Here is a 22,134-nt window from a genome sequence, read left to right as displayed (position 1 = left end):
TGGTGATCATCCCGGACGATTCAATCAACGCGCCGGGCGGCGGCCTTCTCCATCGCCTTTGCCAGCTTGACGTCATGATCGGTCAGGCCGCCGACATCATGGGTCGTCAGTTTCACATCAACGCGGGAATAGACGTTGAACCATTCCGGATGGTGATTGAATTTCTCCGCCGCGAGTGCCGCCTCGGTCATGAAGCCGAAGGCCTCGATGAAATTGCGGAATTTGAAAGTCTTGGAAATCGAAAGACCATCGCTCGAAAGCGTCCAACCACCGAGCTCCTCCAGGATTTGATCGATTGCAGCCGGCTCCAGCTTCTCGTATTTCATGGCAAGGTCACTCCTCTCTAGCGATTGAACGATAGCATGGATCGTCACAGGGTTCTTTTCGTCTGCGCCGGCAACATCTGCCGGTCACCCCTCGCCGAAGGCATTTTCAGGCATCTGGTGACCGAGGCCGGTCGCTCCCCCGAATTCGAGATCGCTTCAGCCGGCACCGGCGGCTGGCATCAGGGCGAGAAGCCAGATCGCAGATCGATCGCCGTGGCCGCCGGCCATCGAATCGATATTTCCGGCCAGCGAGCCCGCCGCGTTGAGCCATCGGATTTCGGCCGGTTCGATCTGATCCTGGCAATGGATCAAGACAATTTGAAGAACTTACGCAAGACGGCGCCTGCCGATGCTCTCAGCAGGCTGCACCTCTTCAACGCCTTCGCGCTCGGCAGCAACAAGGATATTCCCGACCCCTATTATGGCGGCCGGGAAGATTTTGAAGCGGTTTATACCATGCTCTTGGCTGGTTGCAGCGCGCTGTTGCCCAAGGTCGGGAAAGCACTCCGCGCTTCGTGAAGCGGGAAGATCTCCTCGGTGAGATAGGGACCACCACCGACCGATTCGCGCGAGGACAGAAGCACGAAGCGCCCGACCGTAAATGGCTGCGTATAGAAGTTGCCGCGACCGGACAGGTAGTGCACGACATCGTCGACCCGCGAGGATTTCAACCTGGCGAGCGTGACATGCGGCGTGAACTTGCGGGGGTCGGGCTGCAGGCCGATGCGCTGGCAGATGCGCTCGATCTCGCCTTGCAGCGCATGCATATCCGGTGTCGGCGAGACGCCGGCCCAGACCGAATGCGGTTTCTTGGAACCGAAGGAACCTATGCCCTCCAGCCGAAGCTGGAATTCAGGACGATCTATCCGGTCAAGGCGGTCGACGATCTCATCAGCCGTGCGGCCATCGACGTCGCCGATGAAGCGCAGAGTGATGTGATAATTTTCAACGTCGATCCACCTGGCTCCGGGGAGACCACCGCGCAACAACGAAAGGCTCATGGCCGCGTTGCGCGGAATTTCGAGGGCGGTAAAAAGTCTCGGCATCACGAGCACTCCCCGAATCTCTTGCAGGTATAAGCAGGGAATCACGCATTTGCAGTCGGTGCAAGCATCTATTTCGCACCTGCGTCAATCATCCCTACAAACTTGATAACGGCCGGTAAGATACGCTCGACCATGACATCGACACCCTTGGGGTTCGGATGCATGCCGTCGTCGAGCTGAAGATTGGCCTGCGCGGCCACGCCGTCTAGGAAGAACGGATAGAGCGTGAGCTGGTATTTGTCGGCCAGATGCTTGTAGATCGGGTTGAATTTCTCGGCATAATCCGGCCCCATGTTCGGCGGCGCCAGCATGCCGGCGAGGAAGACCGGGATCTTCCGCTCCTTCAACCTTTCGATCATCGTCTCCAGGTTCTTTTCCGTCTGTTCCGGCGGAATGCCGCGGAGAGCGTCGTTGGCGCCAAGCTCCAGAACCACACCGTCGGTGCCGTCGGGCACGGACCAGTCTATGCGGGAAAGCCCGCCTGATGTCGTATCGCCGGAAACACCTGCATCGGCGACGGCCACATCCAACCCCTTTGCTTTCAGCGCCGCTTGAAGCTTGGCCGGAAAGCCATCGCCCGGCGGCAGCTGATAGCCGGCCATCAGGCTATCGCCGAACCCGACGAGCTGGATGGTCCGCGCCTCAGCCGCACTCACGGCGCCAAACAAAAGACCGAAAGTGATGACAGCGAATTGAAACGCAGCAACTTTAAATCTCATGATCCATTCCCTAAATTCGCTGCTCGGGCCAAATCGCGCCCGCCATTATCTCTGATGTTCTCTGATATATAGGGCGTTCGCATTGGCAAAAACCATCATCGAGCTGAAGAAGGCGGATTTGACGCTCGGCAATGCCGCCGCATCAGTCCATGTGCTGAAGGGCATCGACCTCACGATCATGGAGGGCGAGGCCGTCGGTATCGTCGGCCCCTCCGGTTCCGGCAAGTCGACCTTGCTCATGGTGCTGGCCGGCCTCGAAAAGCTCGACAGCGGCGAACTTGTGATCCGCGACACGCCTTTGCATAGCCTCAGCGAAGACCGCGTCGCCGACTTTCGCGGCCGAAATATCGGCATCGTCTTCCAGTCCTTCCATCTCATCGCCAATATGACGGCGCTGGAAAATGTCGCCGTGCCGCTGGAACTTGCCAATAACAGGGACGCCTTCGACATCGCCCGGCGCGAGTTGGAAGCGGTGGGGCTCGGCGAACGGCTCAATCACTATCCCGGCCAGCTTTCCGGCGGTGAGCAGCAGCGCGTGGCGATTGCCCGTGCCCTTGCGCCGTCGCCTGCCGTGCTGATCGCCGATGAACCGACAGGCAATCTCGATACCGATACCGGACGGCAGATCGCCGACCTGCTTTTCGCCCAGCAGGCCGAGCGCGGCACCACCATGCTGCTCGTCACCCACGACCCGGCGCTCGCCGCCCGCTGCTCGCGCCAGATCCGCGTACGCTCCGGCGAGATCGAGAATGACAGTGCCCGCACACGCGTCAATCAGGCGGCCATAGCATGACGGGTGCGGCGGGAATGCGCCTGCCTCTCGCCTTCCGCCTTGCCCTGCGCGAGCTGCGCGGCGGCCTTGGCGGCTTCTACATCTTCCTCGCCTGCATAGCGCTTGGCACCGGCGCGATAGCCGCCGTCAATTCCGTATCGCGCTCAATCACCGACGCCATATCGACGCAAGGCCAGTCGCTGCTGGCCGGCGACGTTCGTTTCGAGCTGCGCAATCGCGAGGTGACACCGGAGGAACTGGCCTATCTGCAGGGCCTCGGCAAGCTCTCCCGCTCCACCAACTTGCGTTCCATGTCCCGCCTGCCCGATGGCTCCGATCAAGCGCTGGTCGAGGTCAAGGCGGTTGATGACGCCTATCCGCTCTACGGTGCCTTTCAGGCCGATCCCGATCAGCCGCTATCGACCCTGCTCGCCACCAGGGATGGTGCCTATGGCGCCGTCGTCGCGCCGCTGCTGCTCGAACGACTGAACCTCAAGGTCGGCGGCGATCTGCTGCTGGGCAATACCAGGCTGCGCATCACCGGCACCATCGCCAATGAACCGGACGCCGTCTCGGAAGGTTTCGGCTTCGCGCCTCGTCTGCTGACCAGCCGCGACGCCTTGGCCGCCTCAGGCCTGATCACGACAGGCAGCCTTGTCGAGCAGGCCTACAGGATCCGCATGGACGACCCCGCGACCGGGCTGCGCAATATCGGCGATCGTGCCAACGCCGCCTTCCCGCAGGCCGGCTGGTCGATCCGCACCAGTAGTCGCGCAGCACCTGAGCTTGCCGACAATATCACCCGCTTCTCGCAGTTCCTGACATTGGTGGGACTGGCGGCTCTCATCGTCGGCGGCGTCGGCGTCGCCAATGCCGTGCGTGCCTTCCTCGATTCGAAACGCACCACCATCGCCACCTTCAAATGCCTGGGCGCGCCCGCTTTCGTCGTGGTGTTGATCTATCTCATCCAGATCGCGATCATCGCGCTCGCCGGCGTTGCCATCGGCCTTGTGCTCGGCGCTATTGCCCCGGTGATAGCCTCGCAGTTCATGGCGGAATTCCTGCCTATATCGACGGCGCCGCGGCTCTACCCCGGCCCGCTGATGCTGGCTGCCGTCTTCGGCCTGCTGACGACGCTTGCCTTTGCCATTCCGCCGCTCGGCCATGCCCGCGAAGTGCCGGCGACGGCCCTTTTCCGCGAACAAGGCTTCGAGGCGCGCCGCCTGCCCGGCTGGCCCTATCTGCTTGCTGCCGGCGTCCTGATGGCGGCGCTCGCAGCCCTGGCAATCCTCACTGCCTATGATCGATTCATCGCCATCGTCTTCGTTGTCTCCATCGCCGCGGCCTTCGTCGTGCTGCGCCTGGTTGCCGCCGGGCTCTCCTGGCTTGCCCGCCGCAGTCCGCGTGTGCGTTCGCCGGCATTGCGGCTGGCGATCGGCAATATCCACCGGCCCGGCGCATTGACTGGCTCCGTCGTGCTCTCGCTCGGCCTTGGCCTCGCACTGCTGGTGACCCTGACGCTGATTGACGGCAATATGCGCCACGAACTCACCGGACGGATGAGCGAAAAAGCGCCGAACTTCTTCTTCGTCGATATCCAGGGACCGGAACTCGAGGGCTTCCGCAAGATCGTCCTCGCCGAGGATCCCAAGGGCAAGCTTGTCGAAGCACCGATGCTGCGCGGCCGCATCGTCGCCTTCAACGGCGAGGATGTCACCAAGATGAAGGTGCCGGCTGCTGGCCAATGGGTGCTGCGCGGCGACCGCGGCATCACCTATGCCGAAACCCTGCCCGAAAATGCCGCGCTCACCGAAGGGCAATGGTGGGACAAGGATTATAGCGGCGAACCGCTGGTCTCCTTCTCCGGCGAGGAAGGCAAGGCGCTCGGCCTGAAGATCGGCGACAAGGTCACCGTCAACGTCCTCGGCCGCAACATCACCGCCAAGATCGCCAGCTTCCGCAAGGTGCAATGGCAGTCCCTGTCGATCAACTTCGTGATGATCTTTTCGCCGAACACCTTCAAGGGTGCGCCGCACGCCTGGCTCGCGACCCTAACCGACACTTCCGCAACTTCCGAGCAGGAAGCGGCGATCCTGCGGAAGGTCACCAATGCCTATCCCACGATCACCAGCGTCCGCGTCAAGGATGCGCTCGACGTCGTCAATACGCTTGTCGGCCAGCTCGCCACCGCCATCCGCGCCGCCGCATCCGTCGCGCTTATCGCTTCCGTGCTGGTGCTTGCCGGCGCGCTTGCCGCCGGCAATCGCGCCCGCACTCATGATGCCGTCATCCTCAAGACGCTCGGCGCGACCCGGGCCATGCTGATCCGAGCCTTCAGCTACGAATATCTGATCCTCGGTGCGGCGACGGCGATCTTCGCTTTGATCGCCGGCTCGGCCTCCGCCTGGTACATCGTCAGCCGCATCATGCGCCTGCCCTCGACCTTCATGCCTGACGTCGCCTTCTCCACCCTCATCGTCGCGCTGGTGCTGACTGTTGGTATCGGACTGATCGGTACATGGCGCATCCTCGGCCAAAAGGCAGCCCCGGTACTGCGCGAGCTTTAACCCCTTCCGACCATTGACAGAACAATACGAATCGACCCGATATTACATCGATTTAACGCGGCGCCGTCCCCTTGACCCTTGTGTATAAGGCTTGAAAGCCTCATATTCTGTGCAGGCATGCTGGAGCTCCGCAGCGGCGCCTGGGCCCGAGAGGCCCGACACCGTACCCACATTGGAGCTTGAAAGAGGAAAACATGGCTGACTTTCGCAATTACCAAAACCGGGCGCAGAGCGGCGCGCAATCCGGTGCGATGATAGACGCAGGCCTTCGAGCCTATATGCTCAAGGTCTATAACCTGATGGCGCTGGGTCTGGCGATCACGGGTGTTGCTGCCTATCTTTCGTTCTCGCTCGCTTTCTCCAACGGACAGATCACGGCCTTCGGCCAGGCGATCTATCTGAGCCCGTTGAAGTGGGTGGTCATTCTGGCTCCGCTGGCAATGGTCTTCTTCCTGAGCTTCAGGATTAACCGCATGAGCGTGGCTGCCGCGACGACGACCTTCTGGGTCTATGCCGCGCTGGTAGGCCTGTCGCTGTCGTCGATCTTCATCATCTACACCGGCCAGAGCGTCGTGCAGACCTTCTTCGTGACCGCCGCCTCCTTCGGCGCGCTGTCGCTCTATGGCTACACGACCAAGCGTGACCTGTCGGCGATGGGTTCGTTCCTGATGATGGGTCTCTTCGGCCTGATCATCGCGTCGCTGGTCAACATCTTCCTGGCTTCGTCCGCCCTACAGTTCGCCATCTCGGTGATCGGCGTGCTGATCTTCGCAGGCCTCACCGCCTACGATACGCAGCGGATCAAGGAAATGTACTACGCTGCTGACGATGCCACCGTGGCTGGCCGCAAGGCTATCATGGGCGCCCTGTCGCTCTACCTGGACTTCATCAACCTGTTCATGTTCCTGCTGCAGTTTATGGGCAATCGCCGCTAATCGCGCAGCTTGAACAAGACATTCGGAAAGGCGGCTTCGGCCGCCTTTTTATTTGCCTGGAGGATAGTCCTGCGATTTGATATCGACCGTCACATCGAGCAGATCAGGCAAGAAAAGCAATGTCCGTCAGCCTTCGCAGCGCAACCGTAAACGACCTTCCCCACATCACCGCCATCTACCGCGATTCCGTGCTGAACGGCACGGCCAGCTACGAGATCACGCCCCCAAGCGAAGAGGAGATGGCCGGCCGCTTCCTGGCGATCCAGGACAAAGCCTACCCCTACATCGTCGCGGAAGACAGAGGCGGCACGTTCCTCGGCTATGCCTATGCCTCGGCATTCCGCACCCGCCCAGCCTATCGTTGGATGGTGGAGGATTCGATCTATCTCGCGCCGGAAGCTCGCGGCCGCGGCGTCGGCGGGCTGCTGTTGAAGGCCTTGGTCGAGAGCTGCGAGACGCTCGGCTTCCGCCAGATGATCGCCGTCATCGGCGGCGCGCATCCGGCCTCCGTCGCCGTGCACCGCTCGGCCGGCTTCACCGAGGTCGGGCTGCTGAAAGGCACGGGCTACAAGCATGGCCGGTGGCTGGATACGATGCTGATGCAGAAAGCACTCGGCGAAGGCAACGACAGCGATCCGGACCCATCGGTTTATCCGGGGACGTTGTTTGGGGAGTAGCGCAGGTTTCGCATATGCCGCACGTTTGATACCCCCCTCTGTCGCTGTCGCGACATCTCCCCCACAAGGGGGAGATTATTGGGAGCATGACGCTCGTCTCTCAAAAACAACAAGCCGCATTTCAGCAGGCACGATGTTGGTTGGTGGTGCAGGGAGCGCTCCAAGTTACCAATCTCCCCCCTTGTGGGGGAGATGTCCCGAATGGGACAGAGGGGGGTGCGGCACTATCAGCCAGCACACAGCCAATGGCGATAAGAGCTACTTATCCACCAGCTTCAGCTGCTTGTCGAAAACCTTCAGGACCTGTTGCAGGTCATGGCCGCGTTTCAGGATCATGCCATTGGTGTTGACCACGGAGAAGGCGCCCTGCTTGGCCGCCAGCTTCGGGTTCTTTTCGATGCGGAAGAGCGGCAATTCGCCTGAGCGCTTGAAGACGGAGAAAACCGCCATGTCCTTGAGGTGGTCAATGGCATAGTCCCGCCACTCGCCCTCCCCGACCATGCGACCGTAGATCCAGAGAATGGCATCCAGTTCGCGGCGATGGAATGTCACCGGTAGCGGGTCCTTGCTCTGTTTGTATTCCCTGAGATCGACGACGACGGAGGTGGTGTTGGTGTCGACGGAACGGCTTTCGCTATGGCGCAAATCCGGCTGATCAGTCATCAATCCCCCAGGGGCTATCTCATGACAAGAGAATGACAGTTTGCCTCAGCCACACCAAATTGCAAGACACCTGGCGGCTCACAATTTCTTTCCTGCCCCCGAAAGCGTCTCGGCGGCGCCGCATTTCAGTCAAAACGCCGCCCGATTTGCAGGAAGTATAGGCAACCGCTTGGCGCCGCCGCGTCAAGCGGCCCGGCCGGGGGCGTATCGATAAACCCCAGCCCCGAATGCGTCCTCGCCGGGCACCTCCCCTTTTTGGCATCAGCCAAAATAGGGACCCTTTTCGGCGCCAGCCGAAATAGAAGGCTTAGGGGTCAGCTTGAAAAAAGCCGCTCAGCCGTCCGAGCCGATGGTCAATACCGTCGCACCGATGATGGCTGCGGGATCGCCCGTGGGTGTCGAAGACTGCAGGAGAACCGCAAGCCCTCTCCGGCCGGCCTTATCAAGTACATTGGCGGGCAGGACGATATTCATCGCCTTGCCGTCCCACATACCAACGGTTTCGACATCTGAAACCGCATGCATGTAGGCGATCTGCTGACCGTTGTTTTCGCCGCCCTTCGGAGCCACCATCTGCTCCTTGTCGAAATAGACGACGACAACATTGGCCTTGCCTTGGCCAGCGCCGATCTTGATCGACAGCTCGTCGTCCTTCATGGCGGCATTCACCGGAATAGTCAGACCTTCGCCGCTGCGCTGGAATGTATCGAGCTTGACGTTGATCGCATTGAGATCCGCGCCGTTCATATGGTCGCGGCCATTGACGACGGCCTGGGGCGTGTAGACGCCGCTGCGACCCAGCGCGCGCGCATAGGCATATTGGCGCGCCGTATTGTCCTTGGACGCCATCGTGTCGCTCCAGCCGAGATAGTTCCAGTAGTCTACATGATAAGCAAGCGCCACCACGTCGCCCTGGCGGATCAGCTTGCGGAAGGCGGCATCGGCGGGTGGACAGGAAGCGCAGCCCTGTGCGGTGAAGAGCTCGACCACGCCCTTGATCTTCGCAGCCTCCTGCGCATGCAGCGAACTTGCCAGCGCGATGCCTGCCAGAAGTAGAATCGAAAGTCGAAGGCGCATTTCCCTTGTACCTCATTGTCAAATTTCAAAGGTCGTCTGCCTGCGCAGGCCCTGAAACCGCTCACGCTCCTTCGGGCAACCATGCCCGTATCAAGCCCGAAAAATCTGAAACAAGAGATAATAGTTTAGCGTGATGACGCAAAGTCACGATGGGGTGAGACCGGCGTGCAGCACCGGACGTGCCGTACACATCGGCGTGAAAAACAAGACGCCGCCGGGAAACTTTCCCCGGCGGCGCGTAATTTGCGGCTTTTAGAGCCTATCAGGCAGCGAGATCGCGCAGAACTGTCTGCAGGATGCCGCCATTGTTGACGTAGATGACCTCATCCAGCGTATCGATACGGCAGATGATCGGAATATCGCGAACCGTGCCGTCGCCATAGGTGACCTTGGCGATCTTGCGCTCGCGCGGCTTGATATCGGCCAGGCCTTCGATGGTGACGAGTTCGTCACCCTTCAGCTCAAGGGTGGCCCAGGTGGTGCCGTCCTCGAAGACGAAGGGGATGACACCCATGCCAACCAGGTTCGAGCGGTGGATACGCTCGAAGGACTGGGCGATCACGGCGCGTACGCCGAGCAGGTTGGTGCCCTTGGCAGCCCAGTCACGCGACGAGCCGTTGCCGTATTCGACGCCGGCGAAGATGACGAGCGGAACGCCCTCGGCCTTGTACTGCATGGCCGCATCGTAGATCGACGTCTCTTCCTTGGACGGATAGTGGATGGTGTAGCCACCTTCCTTGCCGTTCGGGCCGAGCATGTGGTTGCGGATGCGGATGTTGGCGAAGGTGCCGCGCATCATCACTTCATGATTGCCGCGGCGCGTGCCGTACTGGTTGAAGTCGGCAACGCCGACGCCATGGCCGATGAGGTAGGCGCCGGCCGGCGAGGCAGCCTTGATCGAACCGGCCGGGGAAATGTGGTCGGTGGTGATCTTGTCGCCGAAAAGGCCGAGAACGCGGGCGCCCTTGATGTCGGAAATGCCGGCGCCCTTCTTGCCCATGCCCACGAAGTAAGGCGGGTTCTGCACGTAGGTCGAATTGTCGTCCCAGGCATAGGTCTGGCCCGGAGGAACCTGTACGGCCTGCCAATTGGCATCGCCCTTGAACACGTCGGCGTACTTGCTCTCGTAGAGTTCGCGGGTGACGTATTTCAGGATGAATTCCTGGATCTCATGCGAGGTCGGCCAGATATCCTTCAGATAGACCGGCTTGCCATTCTGGTCTTCGCCGATCGGCTCCTTGGTCAGGTCCATCTGTACCGAGCCGGCAAGCGCATAGGCGACGACGAGCGGTGGCGAGGCCAGGTAGTTGGCCTGGACGTCAGGCGAAATACGGCCTTCGAAGTTGCGGTTGCCCGAAAGCACGCCTGATACGATCAGGCCCTTGTCGTTGATCGTCTTCGAGATCGGCGCCGGCAGCGGGCCGGAATTGCCGATGCAGGTGGTGCAGCCGAAGCCGACCAGGTTGAAGCCGAGCTTGTCGAGGTCGGCCTGCAGGCCGGACTTGGCGAGATATTCGCCGACGACCTGCGATCCTGGCGCCAGCGAGGTCTTGACCCACGGCTTGCTCTTCAGGCCCTTGGCAACGGCGTTGCGGGCCAGCAGGCCGGCAGCGATCAGCACCGACGGGTTAGAAGTGTTGGTGCACGACGTGATCGCGGCGATCGCAACGTCGCCATGGCCGAGATCGAAGTCCGTGCCTTCGACCGCATAGCGGTTGGAGAGCTGGCCAGGCTTCTTGTATTCGGTTTCCAGCGAACCGGCGAAACCGGAAGCGATGTTTTCCAGAGGAATACGGCCTTCCGGACGCTTCGGGCCTGCCATGGCCGGTACGACGTCGCCAAGATCGAGTTCGAGCGTATCGGTGAAGACGAGGTCGGAACCGTCATTATCGCGCCACATGCCCTGAGCCTTGGAATAGGCTTCGACGAGCGCGATGCGATCCTTCGCGCGGCCGGACATGTTGAGGTAGTTCAGCGTTTCCTTGTCGACCGGGAAGAAGCCGCAGGTAGCGCCGTATTCCGGACCCATGTTGCCGATGGTGGCGCGGTCGGCGAGCGGCAGCGCGTCGAGGCCGGGGCCGAAGAATTCGACGAACTTGGAAACGACGCCCTTCTTGCGCAGCATCTGCACGACGGTCAGCACGAGGTCGGTCGCGGTAACGCCTTCCTTGAGCTTGCCGGTCAGCTTGAAGCCGATGACTTCCGGAAGCAGCATGGAAACCGGCTGGCCGAGCATGGCGGCTTCAGCTTCGATACCGCCGACGCCCCAGCCGAGAACGCCGAGACCGTTGATCATGGTCGTGTGCGAATCGGTGCCGACGCAGGTATCGGGATAGGCGATCGTCTCGCCGTCCTCTTCCTTCGTCCAGACGGTCTGGCCGAGATATTCGAGGTTGACCTGATGACAGATGCCGGTGCCGGGAGGAACGACGCGGAAGTTCTTGAACGCCTGCTGGCCCCACTTCAGGAAGCGGTAGCGCTCGCCATTGCGCTGATACTCGAGCTCGACGTTGCGGGCGAAAGCCTGCGGCGTGCCGAATTCGTCGACGATGACCGAGTGGTCGATGACGAGATCGACGGGAACCAGCGGGTTGATCTTTTCCGGATCGCCACCGAGGGAGACCATCGCGTCACGCATGGCGGCAAGGTCGACCACGGCGGGAACGCCGGTGAAGTCCTGCATCAGCACGCGCGCCGGGCGATAGGCGATTTCGTTCTCGACGGTACCCTTGTTGGTCAGCCATTCGGCGACGGCGAGGATATGGTCCTTGGTGACCGACTGCCCGTCTTCAAAACGCAGCAGGTTTTCCAGAAGCACCTTCATGGAGTAAGGCAGCTTGGAAACATCGGGCAGACCATTCGCTTCAGCCTTGGGCAGGCTGAAATAGACATAGTCTTTTCCGTCCACGGTCAGCGTGGAACGACAATTGAAACTGTCAAGAGATTTAGACACGAGATACCCCGTTTCTGATAGCCAACACAGTCGTGCGAACGCCTATGCACTTTATGCACATCAGGATGCGGGTACGGCCATTTCCGCTGTCCGCACGTAAGGCAGAAAACCTTATGTTCGGCGCAAGGATGAAATTCACGCCGACCGCTGGCGTGGTTGCAGGTCTTATAGATAATTTCGTAAAGACTTGCCAGAGTGACAAGATGCAAATTTGGACAATTTTTTGCGCATTGCGGTAAAGAAAATAGGAAAGCCTGAGCGAATGCATCTAAGCGCTGAAAATCTGGCGGCGAGGCGGGGCGAAGACCTGATTTTCTCGAACGTTTCCTTTAGCTTGGAGGATGGTGACGCCCTCGTTCTCACTGGCCGTAACGGCTCTGGAAAGTCGACGCTTCTGCGTGTTGTGGCCGGTCTTCTAAGGCAGGAAAAAGGTCGCGTCACATTGTCGGGCATCGATGGCGATTCGGAGCGCGCGCCCGGCGAAGCCAGCCACTATCTCGGTCATCGCAATGCAATGAAATCCGAGCTGACCGTCGCCGAAAACCTGACATTCTGGAAAACCTTCCTCGGCGATATGGCGGGGGGCGCCGGTCTCGGCATCGAGGCGGCGGCTGATGCCGTCGGACTTGCCGATATCGCCCATCTCCCATTCGGCTATCTCTCCGCCGGCCAGCAGCGCCGAATCGCTTTCGCCAAACTCCTGGTCGCCCATCGCCCGATCTGGATTCTCGACGAGCCGACGGCGGCGGTCGACACGTCTGCAGACCAGCTCTTCACCGGCCTGATCTCGGTGCACCAGAGGAAGGGCGGCATTATCCTTGCCGCGACGCATCAGCCACTGGGATTGGAGAATGTGCAGGAAATGCGGATGACGGGGTTTGCCGGGGTGAGTGAAGGGATTTGGGGATGATGTCGACAATGAGGAGTTTGCCGAACCTGCGTCACCCCCCTCTGTCCCTTCGGGACATCTCCCCCACAGGGGGGGAGATCGTTGGGAGCCTGGGGCATCTGCTTACAAAGGTGCTAAGCTCTGTCTCTGCGGATTCGATGTTAGATAGGGGCTCGTGCGCGCTACAAGTTACCAATCTCCCCCCTTGTGGGGGAGATGTCCCGAAAGGGACAGAGGGGGGTATCTCTCGCCACGGCAGGATCACCCCATGACCGCCCTCTTCCTCCGCGACCTCAAGCTCTCGGTCCGCGCCGGCGGTGGCGCTCTCATTGGCATCCTCTTCTTCCTCACCGTCGTCGCCGTCATCCCCTTCGGCGTTGGCCCCGATCTAAAATTGCTCTCGCGAATCGGCCCGGCCATCGTCTGGATCGGCGCTCTGCTTGCCTGCCTTCTCGGCCTCGACCGTCTGTTCCAGGCCGAACGCGATGATGGCTCGCTCGATCTGCTCGTCATGCAGGAAACGCCGCTGGTGTTGACCGTTCTGGTCAAATGCGCCGCGCATTGGATGGCAACCGGTCTGCCGCTGGTCATCGCCTCGCCGCTCCTCGGTCTCTTTATGAATATGAGCGAGACCGCAATCGCGGCGACGGCGCTCACCTTGCTTGTCGGCTCGCCGGCGCTCACCTTTATCGGTGCGGTCGGGGCGGCAGTGGCGGTAGCACTGCCGCGCGGCGGCCTGTTGGTATCGATCCTGGTGCTGCCGCTGGCGATCCCGGTGCTGATCTTCGGCGTCAGCGCCACCTATGCCGCGGTCGAAGGACCGCAACCATTCCTGCCGCCCTTCCTTATCCTCATCGCGCTCACCCTGTTCTTCGCCGTGCTCGGCCCGGCGGCGGCAGCCTTGGCATTGCGGAACACGACTGATTGATCGCGATGAGATACTGTTTCGCTCATCTGAGACAATGCTGTCGATTGCCGGAAAAGCCATATCGGGTTAAACAAGCCGCATGAGCGATATCAGCCCTGCGATCAGCCGATTTTCCGACCTCGCCAACCCCACGCGGTTCCTGGCTTTTTCGGCGCGTCTCATTCCCTGGCTGGCGGCGATCACGGCCATACTCCTAGCGATCGGCCTCTATCTTTCCTTCTCCACCGAAGGCGACTACCAGCAGGGCGATACCGTCCGCATCATGTATATCCACGTTCCCGCCGCCTGGCTTTCGATGATGTGCTACACGATCATGAGCATGTCGGCGATCGGCACGCTGGTCTGGCGCCATCCGCTGGCCGACGTCGCCGGCAAGACTGCCGCCCCGCTCGGCGCCGCTTTCACCCTGATCGCGCTCGTCACCGGCTCGCTCTGGGGCAAGCCGATGTGGGGCACCTATTGGGTCTGGGATGCGCGCCTGACCTCGGTCTTCATCCTGTTCCTGATGTATCTCGGCCTGATCGCGCTCAACCGCGCCATGGACGATCCGTCCAAGGCCGCCCGCGTCGCCGCCGTGTTGACGCTGGTCGGCTTCATCAACATTCCGATCATCAAGTTCTCGGTCGACTGGTGGAACACGCTGCATCAGTCGGAAAGCATCATGCGCATGGATGGCCCGGCCATCGACGCGGAATTCCTCTGGCCGCTCTTTATCATGGCGCTGGCCTTCACGCTGCTGTTCTTCACGCTGCATCTGATGGCGATCCGCAACGAGATCTGGCGCCGCCGCATCGCCGCGCAGCGCCGCATCGCCGCGCGCATGGCAAGCCGGGAGGAATAGCATGACCCATCCCTTCTACGTCTTCGGCTCCTACGGCTTTGCCGCCGTCATGATCCTGGCCATCATCGCCTGGACATGGATCGACGGACGCCTGCGCCGCCGCGAACTGGCGGCTCTCGAAGCATCCGGCATTCGCCGCCGTTCGCAGCGCCCGCCCGAAGGCGATGCAAAATGACCACCGATGCCGATAACAAGGACCAGCCGAAATCCGGCGGCGGCGGCACCGCGCGCTATTTGCTGGCGCTGATCCCGCTGATCGTCTTTGCCTGCATCGCGCTTGCTGTCGGCAAGGTCATGTATGACCAGGAAGTTCACGGCACTGACATCTCCGCCATCCCCTCGGCACTGATCGGCACGAAGGCGCCGAAACTCGCTTTGCCGCCGCTCGAAGGCTCCAATTTGCCGTCGCTGACCGACGACGCCATCAAGGGTAAGCTCACCCTCGTCAACGTCTTCGCCTCGTGGTGCATTCCCTGCCGCGACGAGCATCCTGTGCTGAAAGAACTTGCCAAGGACGGCCGGCTCAACATCGTCGCGATCAATTACAAGGATACGAGCGAGAACGCCTTGCGCTTCCTCGGCGAACTCGGCAATCCCTATAACGCCATCGGCATCGACCCCAACGGCACCGCCGCCATCGACTGGGGCGTCTACGGCATCCCGGAGAGCTACCTCGTCTCGCCTGACGGCACGATCCTCTACAAGCAGGTCGGTCCGTTTACGGCCACCAGCCTGAAGGAAGGGCTCTATCCGGCGATTGAGAAGGCTCTGGGGAAGCCAGCATCCTGAAGTCCGACACACATTCTGCTTTGAGCCGAAACAACGGCAATTATTTCTTGTCACAGAGGAAATTGCCGCGCGTGAACGTGTTCATGACGTCTTCTGCCGGCGCATCCTTCAGTGTTGGATTGTGGGTAAGGAAATCGCAGAACATGCCGGTGATTTTTGCTGGATCAATCTGCGGCGGAATGCAGATATCAACGCCGACGGACTCGCCGAAATAGCCCCAGTTCGTCATCGCCCGGACATTGGGGATCGATTGAGCAATGCCGCGACGCGCGAGAAAATCGTCTCGATTCCATTTGTCCAGCCAGCCGATGACATAGCCGGAAACAAGTTGCCGAGAGCTGCTACAATCGGCAATCAGAGGTCCGGCCTCGGTGAACCCTGCCGGCGATTTGGATGTGATTACGGCCAATAGCACTGCGACTGCGATGCTCGACATCTGCTCCCCCGCAAGATCGTACACCAGCAACGACTTTGCCGTGACATTACGTGAGTAAATGCAATTTTATGGCGATTTTTGGCAATGGCGAACGCTGCCATCGCCAAATTTAAAAATCGGCTAAATCCCACCCTGCCAGGTCTTGATCGCCTCGACCGGCCAAACCAGCATCAGCACATTGAGCGTGAGATTGTCGCGGATCAGGTAGCCCGTCAGCAGCTCGAAGAAGATGGCGATGGCAATCGTCACCACCACCGGTGCGCGCCAGGCAAAGAAAAAGCCGACCACCATGAACACCGCGTCCATCGCCGAGTTCAGAATACTGTCGCCGACATAATCGAGCGAGATCGTCGCCGCCCGGTAACGGTTGATGATGATGGGCGAGTTTTCCAAAAGCTCCCAGCCGGATTCGATCAGCATGGCAACGAACAGGCGCATCGACAGTGGCTTGCGGCGCATGATCAGATGGGTGAGGCCGAAGAAGAGGAAGCCGTGGATGATGTGCGATGGCGTGTACCAGTCGGCGATATGCTGCGAATTGCCGCTGGATTTCACCACAGGCTCGAAAAGCTTCACGTAGCCGCAGGTGCAGATCGGCACGCGGCCCATCATATATTCCGCCACGATCTGCACGAGCAGAACGAGAGCGCAGGCGATGAACCAGAAGTTTTGCTGCCGGTAGCGGTTTTGCGCGTCGACGGCTTCGGTCATTTACCTGATTCCGCCGGTTGCTCGATCGTATGTTTCATGATCAACGGCATCTGCGACAGGGTGAAGAGGATGGTGATCGGCATCGTTCCCCAGACCTTGAAGTTGACCCAGAGATTGTCGGCAGCCTTGGTGTCGGGCAGGTAGTACCAGTTCGACAGCCGCCAGACGACCTCATTGAGCACGGCCAGAACCAGGAAAAACAGGCCCCAGCGCAGCGTCAGCTTGCGCCAGCCTTCGCTATCCAGCTGAAAGGCGGCATTGAAGACATAGCCAAGCAGCGACTTGCCAAAGGCAAGGCCGCCGAGCAGCACCACGCCGAACAGGGCGTTGACGATGGTTGGCTTCATCTTGATGAAGGTTTCGTTCTGCAGGTAGATGCCGAGCGCGCCGAAGACGAGGACGACGATGCCCGATACGAAAGGCATCAGCGGCAGATGGCCGAGCATGACCTTCGAGACGACGAGCGAGAGCACCGTTGCCGCCATGAACAGGCCGGTGGCGACGAAAAGGGGGCCGCCAAGCGCCGCCAACTGCGGAAATTGCTGTGCCAGCCACTCTCCACGCAGATTGCCGAAGAAGAATACCAGCAAGGGCCCGAGTTCCAGCACCAGCTTCAGCATCGGATGATGCTTGTCGGCGGCACTTGGGGTGAGTTCGTTGTCGCTGGTCGTCATTGCGGCACTTTCGCTATCGTCGAATTTGTTCTTGTCGTTCATTGGCTGCTTCCGCCGCCTGTCCCTGCGATGGCATTGGCGAAATCCTCCGCCTCGAACGGCTCGAGATCGTCTACACCTTCGCCGACCCCGATGAAATAGACCGGCAGCTTATGCTTGGCCGAGATGGCGACAAGAATGCCGCCACGCGCCGTACCGTCGAGCTTCGTCATGATCAGCCCGTTGACGCCCGCGACATTGCGGAAGATTTCCACCTGGTTCAAGGCATTCTGGCCCGTGGTGGCATCAAGCGTCTGCAACACGGTATGCGGCGCATCCGGATCGAGCTTGCCGAGCACACGGACGATCTTCTCAAGCTCGGCCATCAGCTCCGCCTTGTTCTGCAGGCGGCCGGCGGTGTCGATGATCAGCACGTCGCTTTTATTGGCCTTGGCCTGCTGGAAGGCATCGAAGGCAAGGCCGGCGGCATCAGCTCCGAGCTTGGTGCCGATGAACTCCGACTTGGTGCGGTCGGCCCAGATCTTCAACTGCTCGATGGCGGCAGCACGGAACGTGTCGCCGGCGGCGACCATGACCTTCAGCCCGGCACCTGAGAGTTTCGAGGCCAGCTTGCCGATGGTCGTCGTCTTGCCGGTGCCGTTGACGCCGACGACGAGGATGACATGCGGCTTGTGGCTGAGATCGAGCTGCAGCGGCTTGGCGACCGGCTTCAGCACCTTGGCGATTTCCTGCGCCATGATGCGGCCAACGTCCTCACTCGTGACGTCCTTGCCATAGCGCTCGGAGGCCAGCGTATCGGTGACCCGCATCGCCGTCTCGACGCCAAGATCGGCCTGGATCAACAGATCCTCCAGATCCTGTAGAGTCTGATCGTCGAGCTTGCGCTTGGTGAAGAGCGCTGCGATCTGGCCGGTTAGCTGCGACGAGGTACGCGCAAGACCGGCACGCAGGCGCTGGAACCAGGAAAGCTTTTGTTTCGGTGCTTCCGGGGTGGGCTCGGGGACGTTGGTGACGGTGGCGAAGCCCTTGGGGAGCACGGGGGCGGTGTTGGCGTCTTTCGACGTTAGGTCCGCGTCTGCCGCGCCTTCGTCACCCCCCTCTGTCCTATCGGACATCTCCCCCACAAGGGGGGAGATCGTTTCGATGGGGTGCTCTTCCGACACCACATCAGCTTCGGTGCTTTCGGCCTGTTGGGGTTCAGCAACCACATTACCTAAGGCGGGCTCGGAATCTACGGCTAGCTCGGACGCCAAAGCCTCCACTTGAGGCGAAACAGCTGCCTCTTCAGGCTTTTCAAGCTGTTGCACCTGTTGAACAGGCGCGGCATCCTCCAAACGATCTCCCCCCTCGTGGGGGAGATGTCCCGAAGGGACAGAGGGGGGCGACGCAGGCTCAGCGAACTCGGGCGTAGCGGAAGGCTCAACGACAACCGCCTCCGTCTCCGGCGCAGCTACATCCGGCGTAACTACCTCCGCAGGCGCCGGCTCTTCAACCGGCTTTTCACGGCCGAAGGTGAAGACTTTTTTGATGAAACCGAGCGCCATGAAGTATCCGTTGAAGCATTAAGCCGCGTTGGCGGCTAGAAGTTGCATGTCGAGGTGCTTGCCATTGTGGCCGGTGATTGCGACCTGCACAAGGTCGCGCGGGCGAAGGCCGGGGGCGGCGGCAAGCGTGAAGTTTTCGGTATGGGCAAGCCCATTATTCTCAATGAGCAGCCATTGCCGCGTTCCGACCATGCTGTCGAGATGGGTCAGATGCAGTCTTTGTCCAGCCGCGCGCAAACGGGCGGCGCGTTCCTTGATCAGATTACGGTCGAGCTGCGGCATGCGGGCGGCCGGCGTGCCGGGGCGTGGGCTATACGGAAAAACATGCAGATGCGCGATGCCGGCCTCTTCGGCAAGACCAACGGCATTGGCAAACATCTCTTCCGTCTCAGTGGGAAAGCCGGCGATCATATCGGCGCCGAAGCTCGTTTCGGGTCGCAGGCGGCGCACATCCTCGATAAAACGAAAAGCATCGGCGCGCGAGTGCCGCCGCTTCATGCGCTTGAGCATCATGTCGTCGCCATGCTGCAGCGAGAGATGCAGATGCGGCATGAAGCGCGGCTCGTCGGCGATGAGGCCCATCAGATGCTGATCAGCTTCGATACTGTCGATCGAGGAGAGCCGCAGCCGGCGGATTTCGGGGATCTGCTTCAAAAGCGTCTTGGCAAGCAGGCCGAGCGTCGGCGTTCCCGGCAGGTCGGCGCCATAGCTCGTGGCATCGACGCCGGTCAGCACGAGCTCGCGATAACCGCTTTCGACCAAGTTACGAGCCTGATCGACCACCGCGCCCATCGGCACCGAGCGCGAATTGCCGCGGCCATAGGGAATGATGCAGAAAGTGCAGCGATGATCGCAACCGTTCTGCACCTGGATGAAGGCGCGCACATGGCCGTCGATATGGCGGATCATCTGAGGGGCGGTCGCCCGCACGCTCATGATATCGTTGACGCGCAGCTTCTCTTCCGCCGAAACGCCGAAATCCGGAAGCGCTCGATAGGAGGCGCCCTTCAGCTTCTCTTCGTTGCCGAGAACGGCATCCACTTCGGCCATTTCGGCAAAGGTCTGCTTTTCGGTCTGCGCGGCACAGCCTGTGACGATGATGCGGGCATGCGGATTGTCACGTCGCGCGCGGCGGATCGCCTGGCGTGCCTGGCGCACAGCCTCTCCCGTCACGGCACAGGTGTTGACCAGAATGGCGTTGTTGAGCCCGGCTTTTTCCGCCTCAGCCCTCATCACTTCGGATTCATAGGTGTTGAGACGACAGCCGAAGGTAATGACCTCGACCCCGCTCACCGCGCCTGAGCCCCTTGCTCCGGATCGCGCGAAAAGCTGCCCGTCACGGGATCGACGGTGCCGGACCACTCCCATTCGGCAGGGCCGGTCATGACGACATGGTCGTCCGTCTCCCGCCATTCGATGGTCAGCTGGCTCGGCGCCGGCGCGGAGGCGACATCGATGGTCACCTTGCGGCCGGTGCGGCCCGTGCGGGCGGCACTGACGGCGGCGGAACAGGCGGCGGAACCGCAGGCAAGCGTGAGACCGGCACCGCGCTCCCAGGTGCGGGTGCGTACCGTCGTCGAAGAGAGAACCTGCGCCAGCGTGATATTGGCACGCTCGGGAAACATCGGATGGTTTTCCAGCAGCGGCCCGAAACGGGCGAGATCGAAGGACATCGGGTCCTTGTCGACCCAGAAGATCGCATGCGGATTGCCCATCGACATGACGGAAGGCGAATGCAGGATGGGATTGTCGATCGGCCCGATCTGCAGCTCGATGCGGCTGGTGTCGACGAATTCTTCGGCAACGGGGATCTTGTCCCAAGCGAATACCGGCTTACCCATATCGACGGAGATCGTCCCGTCCTCATGCTCGACGGCATTCAGAATGCCGGCGACAGTCTGGAAGGTGAAAACCTTCTTTCCCGTCTCGGCCGCCAGCGCCTGCACGACACAGCGCGTACCGTTGCCGCAGGCCTGCGCCTTGGTCCCATCGCAATTGAGGATATCGATCCAGGCATCGGTTCCCTGAGCCTTCGGATCGTGGATCGCCATGATCTGATCGAACTGGGTGGCCGGATCAGCATTGAGCGCAATCGCCGCCTCGGCCGTCACCGCATCCTTGCGGCCACGCATGTCGATAATCAGGATCTTGTTGCCAAGCCCGTTCATCCTCGCGAATTCGACCGTATTGCTCATGGTGGTATGTCCGTCTGTGTTTCGAGCTGTATATGGCGGAAATGCGGGGGAATTACCAGTGGGATGATAATCCCTCGGCTCGCTACGGCGGGCTTGATAACAGTGGGGAGGCGTGCCGATCGCTGGCATCAATCGTCTTGAGGCAATCCACTTGCGAAAACACCGTAACTTGTACCACGACCTTCAACCAGGATGGGCATACCAAGCCTGAGACCTTTCCTGATGTCATCAGGGACATCGCATAATGTGTCGAAGTAGAACACCAGCCCCTGAAGTTTCAGCGGCGAATCGCAGTGCCGCTCATTGGATTTATTAGCACGTGCAATCGTATAAGGAAGTTCCACATGATGCCCTGCCACTAAAGCCAAGACCATCGGTCCAGCGATGATCACCGCATTCCTTCCCAAAACATAACCAAACAGAGGGGAGAATAAGACGACCATCGCTTTCTTGATATTACCTCCTGGTAATAAATCCTGCCGGACTAGAGAGAGCCCGCATATCAATATCCCCAGCGCCAAACCCGTGGAGGTGCCAAAGCCGCCAACTGTCGAAACCCATTCGGTCGATGGCAGAAAACGATAGCCAAGTACCATGCCGCCCAAGGCGATGGGAAAAGGTAGAATACCGAGCAACAGCCAGGTTCCAAAAAGAATCCTGATTGGCTTGCCACGCGGATGTCCCACATTTCCACCTATTGACTTATTCATCGAACAATCACTCGTCAAACTACCGTCTGCACCAATATGATATACCTTCGGTTGCTGTTTCAATACGCTAGAAATGATTGAAGTCAGCCTCTGAGGCTATCGCGGTGTGGTCGATTTGGCCCGAGAACTGACTATCTCATAAAAAATTCGATCCAAGTGTCGGATCACGGAAACCTCACTCGTCCTAGGCTCGTCCACTCCGTCAAACCAGAAGGAACATAGCCATGCCGAATACCATCCGCCTGCACCGCGTCCTGGCCACGAGCCCGGAGAAGGTCTATCGCGCATTCATCGAAGCGGATGCGCTTGCCAAGTGGCTGCCGCCGAATGGCTTTGCCTGCAGCGTGCATCATTTCGAAGGCACCGTCGGCGGTACCTTCAAGATGTCGTTCCGCAATTTTACGACCAGCGAAACCCACAGCTTCGGCGGAGAGTTTCGCGAACTCGTCCCCGGCGAGCTGGTGCGCTACACCGATAAATTCGACGACCCTAACCTGCCGGGCGAAATGGAAGTGACCGTGACCTTGAAGAAGGTTCTCGTCGGAACCGAGGTGAACATCACCCAGGCAGGCATACCGGACCTCATTCCGCCAGAGGCTTGCTATCTCGGCTGGCAGGAATCGCTGATCAATCTGGCAAAGCTCGCCGAGCCGGAGATCACGCAGTAAAGCGCAGCAGCCAG

General features: G+C 60.4%; 24 protein-coding genes. 11 read left to right on the top strand and 13 right to left on the bottom strand.

Annotated elements, in window-relative coordinates; all coding sequences use genetic code 11:
- Positions 1 to 20 precede the first annotated feature (20 nt).
- A complete protein-coding gene (locus ACQZ6F_RS20485) occupies positions 21 to 326 on the bottom strand; it encodes a 4a-hydroxytetrahydrobiopterin dehydratase (protein ID WP_174072483.1) in 306 nt (101 codons plus the stop codon).
- Between the two features lie 36 nt (positions 327 to 362).
- Between ACQZ6F_RS20485 and ACQZ6F_RS20480 the strand changes: the two genes are divergently transcribed.
- The gene (locus ACQZ6F_RS20480) at positions 363 to 845 is read left to right on the top strand and encodes a low molecular weight protein-tyrosine-phosphatase (RefSeq protein ID WP_174072484.1); all 483 of its coding nucleotides are present in this window, start codon (positions 363 to 365) and stop codon (positions 843 to 845) included.
- On the opposite strand, the gene thpR is transcribed toward ACQZ6F_RS20480, so the two are convergent.
- Positions 776 to 1,372: an RNA 2',3'-cyclic phosphodiesterase gene (gene thpR, locus ACQZ6F_RS20475; RefSeq protein ID WP_077471964.1), complete on the bottom strand. Its 597-nt coding sequence runs from the start codon at positions 1,370 to 1,372 to the stop codon at positions 776 to 778. The genes ACQZ6F_RS20480 and thpR overlap by 70 nt on opposite strands.
- 68 nt (positions 1,373 to 1,440) lie before the next feature.
- Positions 1,441 to 2,091, bottom strand: a complete 651-nt coding sequence (locus ACQZ6F_RS20470; protein ID WP_449093835.1) for an arylesterase — start codon at positions 2,089 to 2,091, stop codon at positions 1,441 to 1,443.
- An 82-nt stretch (positions 2,092 to 2,173) separates the two neighbouring features.
- Here ACQZ6F_RS20470 and ACQZ6F_RS20465 point away from each other — a divergent pair, with 82 nt between their 5' ends.
- The 4 genes from ACQZ6F_RS20465 to ACQZ6F_RS20450 all read left to right on the top strand — a co-directional run bounded on the left by ACQZ6F_RS20465 (position 2,174) and on the right by ACQZ6F_RS20450 (position 7,042).
- Positions 2,174 to 2,884, top strand: a complete 711-nt coding sequence (locus tag ACQZ6F_RS20465; protein ID WP_449093836.1) for an ABC transporter ATP-binding protein — start codon at positions 2,174 to 2,176, stop codon at positions 2,882 to 2,884.
- A complete protein-coding gene (locus tag ACQZ6F_RS20460; RefSeq protein WP_449093837.1) occupies positions 2,881 to 5,430 on the top strand; it encodes an ABC transporter permease in 2,550 nt (849 codons plus the stop codon). Before ACQZ6F_RS20465 ends, ACQZ6F_RS20460 begins: the two co-directional genes overlap by 4 nt.
- Before the next feature lie 194 nt (positions 5,431 to 5,624).
- On the top strand, positions 5,625 to 6,365 hold the full coding sequence (locus ACQZ6F_RS20455; RefSeq protein WP_077471966.1) for a Bax inhibitor-1/YccA family protein: 741 nt from the start codon (positions 5,625 to 5,627) through the stop codon (positions 6,363 to 6,365).
- Positions 6,366 to 6,484: 119 nt separating this feature from the next.
- Complete coding sequence (locus ACQZ6F_RS20450) at positions 6,485 to 7,042, top strand: N-acetyltransferase family protein (protein ID WP_449093838.1); 558 nt, start codon at positions 6,485 to 6,487, stop codon at positions 7,040 to 7,042.
- A 258-nt stretch (positions 7,043 to 7,300) separates the two neighbouring features.
- On the opposite strand, the gene ACQZ6F_RS20445 is transcribed toward ACQZ6F_RS20450, so the two are convergent.
- The 3 genes from ACQZ6F_RS20445 to acnA all read right to left on the bottom strand — a co-directional run bounded on the left by ACQZ6F_RS20445 (position 7,301) and on the right by acnA (position 11,735).
- On the bottom strand, positions 7,301 to 7,705 hold the full coding sequence (locus tag ACQZ6F_RS20445; RefSeq protein ID WP_068388734.1) for a DUF2794 domain-containing protein: 405 nt from the start codon (positions 7,703 to 7,705) through the stop codon (positions 7,301 to 7,303).
- Between the two features lie 333 nt (positions 7,706 to 8,038).
- On the bottom strand, positions 8,039 to 8,782 hold the full coding sequence (locus ACQZ6F_RS20440) for a DUF1223 domain-containing protein (RefSeq protein WP_449093839.1): 744 nt from the start codon (positions 8,780 to 8,782) through the stop codon (positions 8,039 to 8,041).
- Positions 8,783 to 9,044: 262 nt separating this feature from the next.
- Positions 9,045 to 11,735, bottom strand: coding sequence for an aconitate hydratase AcnA (gene acnA / locus ACQZ6F_RS20435; RefSeq protein WP_449093840.1), 2,691 nt, complete (start codon positions 11,733 to 11,735; stop codon positions 9,045 to 9,047).
- 262 nt (positions 11,736 to 11,997) lie between these two features.
- On the opposite strand from acnA, the gene ccmA reads away from it, so the two are divergent.
- The 5 genes from ccmA (at position 11,998) to ACQZ6F_RS20410 (ending at position 15,182) form a co-directional block, all read left to right on the top strand.
- On the top strand, positions 11,998 to 12,645 hold the full coding sequence (gene ccmA / locus ACQZ6F_RS20430) for a heme ABC exporter ATP-binding protein CcmA (RefSeq protein WP_449093841.1): 648 nt from the start codon (positions 11,998 to 12,000) through the stop codon (positions 12,643 to 12,645).
- 247 nt (positions 12,646 to 12,892) lie between these two features.
- Complete coding sequence (gene ccmB, locus ACQZ6F_RS20425) at positions 12,893 to 13,552, top strand: heme exporter protein CcmB (protein ID WP_449093842.1); 660 nt, start codon at positions 12,893 to 12,895, stop codon at positions 13,550 to 13,552.
- A 79-nt stretch (positions 13,553 to 13,631) separates the two neighbouring features.
- Complete coding sequence (locus ACQZ6F_RS20420) at positions 13,632 to 14,393, top strand: heme ABC transporter permease (protein WP_174072492.1); 762 nt, start codon at positions 13,632 to 13,634, stop codon at positions 14,391 to 14,393.
- Between the two features lies 1 nt (position 14,394).
- Positions 14,395 to 14,568: a heme exporter protein CcmD gene (gene ccmD, locus ACQZ6F_RS20415; protein WP_077471973.1), complete on the top strand. Its 174-nt coding sequence runs from the start codon at positions 14,395 to 14,397 to the stop codon at positions 14,566 to 14,568.
- A complete protein-coding gene (locus ACQZ6F_RS20410; RefSeq protein WP_449093843.1) occupies positions 14,565 to 15,182 on the top strand; it encodes a DsbE family thiol:disulfide interchange protein in 618 nt (205 codons plus the stop codon). Before ccmD ends, ACQZ6F_RS20410 begins: the two co-directional genes overlap by 4 nt.
- Before the next feature lie 40 nt (positions 15,183 to 15,222).
- Here ACQZ6F_RS20410 and ACQZ6F_RS20405 read toward each other — a convergent pair whose 3' ends face one another.
- The 7 genes from ACQZ6F_RS20405 to ACQZ6F_RS20375 form a co-directional block, all read right to left on the bottom strand.
- Positions 15,223 to 15,618, bottom strand: a complete 396-nt coding sequence (locus tag ACQZ6F_RS20405) for a hypothetical protein (protein WP_449093844.1) — start codon at positions 15,616 to 15,618, stop codon at positions 15,223 to 15,225.
- A 120-nt stretch (positions 15,619 to 15,738) separates the two neighbouring features.
- Entirely contained in the window at positions 15,739 to 16,329 is a 591-nt protein-coding gene (locus ACQZ6F_RS20400; protein WP_077471976.1) for a DUF2585 domain-containing protein, read from the bottom strand.
- A complete protein-coding gene (locus ACQZ6F_RS20395; protein WP_449094110.1) occupies positions 16,326 to 17,003 on the bottom strand; it encodes a septation protein A in 678 nt (225 codons plus the stop codon). The genes ACQZ6F_RS20400 and ACQZ6F_RS20395 overlap by 4 nt, the downstream gene beginning before the upstream one ends.
- Before the next feature lie 38 nt (positions 17,004 to 17,041).
- The gene (ftsY, locus tag ACQZ6F_RS20390; protein WP_449093845.1) at positions 17,042 to 18,547 is read right to left on the bottom strand and encodes a signal recognition particle-docking protein FtsY; all 1,506 of its coding nucleotides are present in this window, start codon (positions 18,545 to 18,547) and stop codon (positions 17,042 to 17,044) included.
- Positions 18,548 to 18,565: 18 nt separating this feature from the next.
- Positions 18,566 to 19,840 carry a tRNA (N(6)-L-threonylcarbamoyladenosine(37)-C(2))-methylthiotransferase MtaB gene (gene mtaB / locus ACQZ6F_RS20385; protein WP_449093846.1) on the bottom strand — a complete coding sequence of 425 codons (1,275 nt, stop codon included), beginning with the start codon at positions 19,838 to 19,840 and terminating at the stop codon, positions 18,566 to 18,568.
- Positions 19,837 to 20,742 carry a diaminopimelate epimerase gene (gene dapF / locus ACQZ6F_RS20380; RefSeq protein WP_449093847.1) on the bottom strand — a complete coding sequence of 302 codons (906 nt, stop codon included), beginning with the start codon at positions 20,740 to 20,742 and terminating at the stop codon, positions 19,837 to 19,839. The genes mtaB and dapF overlap by 4 nt, the downstream gene beginning before the upstream one ends.
- A 128-nt stretch (positions 20,743 to 20,870) precedes the next feature.
- Positions 20,871 to 21,452, bottom strand: a complete 582-nt coding sequence (locus ACQZ6F_RS20375; RefSeq protein WP_449093848.1) for a hypothetical protein — start codon at positions 21,450 to 21,452, stop codon at positions 20,871 to 20,873.
- Between the two features lie 224 nt (positions 21,453 to 21,676).
- Here ACQZ6F_RS20375 and ACQZ6F_RS20370 point away from each other — a divergent pair, with 224 nt between their 5' ends.
- Complete coding sequence (locus ACQZ6F_RS20370; RefSeq protein ID WP_449093849.1) at positions 21,677 to 22,120, top strand: SRPBCC family protein; 444 nt, start codon at positions 21,677 to 21,679, stop codon at positions 22,118 to 22,120.
- Positions 22,121 to 22,134 lie beyond the last annotated feature (14 nt).

The sequence above is a fragment of the Rhizobium sp. A22-96 genome (assembly GCF_053521805.1).
Note: the sequence above shows the minus strand (reverse complement) of the source record. Positions and strands in the feature narration are given on the sequence as shown.

Excerpts from the sequence above, each read along its gene's own strand:
- ACQZ6F_RS20485 (WP_174072483.1), bottom strand. The coding sequence starts at position 326 with ATGAAATACGAGAAGCTGGAGCCGGCTGCAATCGATCAAATCCTGGAG.
- ACQZ6F_RS20480 (WP_174072484.1), top strand. The coding sequence starts at position 363 with ATGGATCGTCACAGGGTTCTTTTCGTCTGCGCCGGCAACATCTGCCGG.
- thpR (WP_077471964.1), bottom strand. The coding sequence starts at position 1,372 with ATGCCGAGACTTTTTACCGCCCTCGAAATTCCGCGCAACGCGGCCATG.
- ACQZ6F_RS20470 (WP_449093835.1), bottom strand. The coding sequence starts at position 2,091 with ATGAGATTTAAAGTTGCTGCGTTTCAATTCGCTGTCATCACTTTCGGT.
- ACQZ6F_RS20460 (WP_449093837.1), top strand. The coding sequence starts at position 2,881 with ATGACGGGTGCGGCGGGAATGCGCCTGCCTCTCGCCTTCCGCCTTGCC.
- ACQZ6F_RS20455 (WP_077471966.1), top strand. The coding sequence starts at position 5,625 with ATGGCTGACTTTCGCAATTACCAAAACCGGGCGCAGAGCGGCGCGCAA.
- ACQZ6F_RS20450 (WP_449093838.1), top strand. The coding sequence starts at position 6,485 with ATGTCCGTCAGCCTTCGCAGCGCAACCGTAAACGACCTTCCCCACATC.
- ACQZ6F_RS20445 (WP_068388734.1), bottom strand. The coding sequence starts at position 7,705 with ATGACTGATCAGCCGGATTTGCGCCATAGCGAAAGCCGTTCCGTCGAC.
- ACQZ6F_RS20440 (WP_449093839.1), bottom strand. The coding sequence starts at position 8,782 with ATGCGCCTTCGACTTTCGATTCTACTTCTGGCAGGCATCGCGCTGGCA.
- ccmA (WP_449093841.1), top strand. The coding sequence starts at position 11,998 with ATGCATCTAAGCGCTGAAAATCTGGCGGCGAGGCGGGGCGAAGACCTG.
- ccmB (WP_449093842.1), top strand. The coding sequence starts at position 12,893 with ATGACCGCCCTCTTCCTCCGCGACCTCAAGCTCTCGGTCCGCGCCGGC.
- ACQZ6F_RS20420 (WP_174072492.1), top strand. The coding sequence starts at position 13,632 with ATGAGCGATATCAGCCCTGCGATCAGCCGATTTTCCGACCTCGCCAAC.
- ccmD (WP_077471973.1), top strand. The coding sequence starts at position 14,395 with ATGACCCATCCCTTCTACGTCTTCGGCTCCTACGGCTTTGCCGCCGTC.
- ACQZ6F_RS20410 (WP_449093843.1), top strand. The coding sequence starts at position 14,565 with ATGACCACCGATGCCGATAACAAGGACCAGCCGAAATCCGGCGGCGGC.
- ACQZ6F_RS20405 (WP_449093844.1), bottom strand. The coding sequence starts at position 15,618 with ATGTCGAGCATCGCAGTCGCAGTGCTATTGGCCGTAATCACATCCAAA.
- ACQZ6F_RS20400 (WP_077471976.1), bottom strand. The coding sequence starts at position 16,329 with ATGACCGAAGCCGTCGACGCGCAAAACCGCTACCGGCAGCAAAACTTC.
- ACQZ6F_RS20395 (WP_449094110.1), bottom strand. The coding sequence starts at position 17,003 with ATGACGACCAGCGACAACGAACTCACCCCAAGTGCCGCCGACAAGCAT.
- ftsY (WP_449093845.1), bottom strand. The coding sequence starts at position 18,547 with ATGGCGCTCGGTTTCATCAAAAAAGTCTTCACCTTCGGCCGTGAAAAG.
- dapF (WP_449093847.1), bottom strand. The coding sequence starts at position 20,742 with ATGAGCAATACGGTCGAATTCGCGAGGATGAACGGGCTTGGCAACAAG.
- ACQZ6F_RS20375 (WP_449093848.1), bottom strand. The coding sequence starts at position 21,452 with ATGAATAAGTCAATAGGTGGAAATGTGGGACATCCGCGTGGCAAGCCA.
- ACQZ6F_RS20370 (WP_449093849.1), top strand. The coding sequence starts at position 21,677 with ATGCCGAATACCATCCGCCTGCACCGCGTCCTGGCCACGAGCCCGGAG.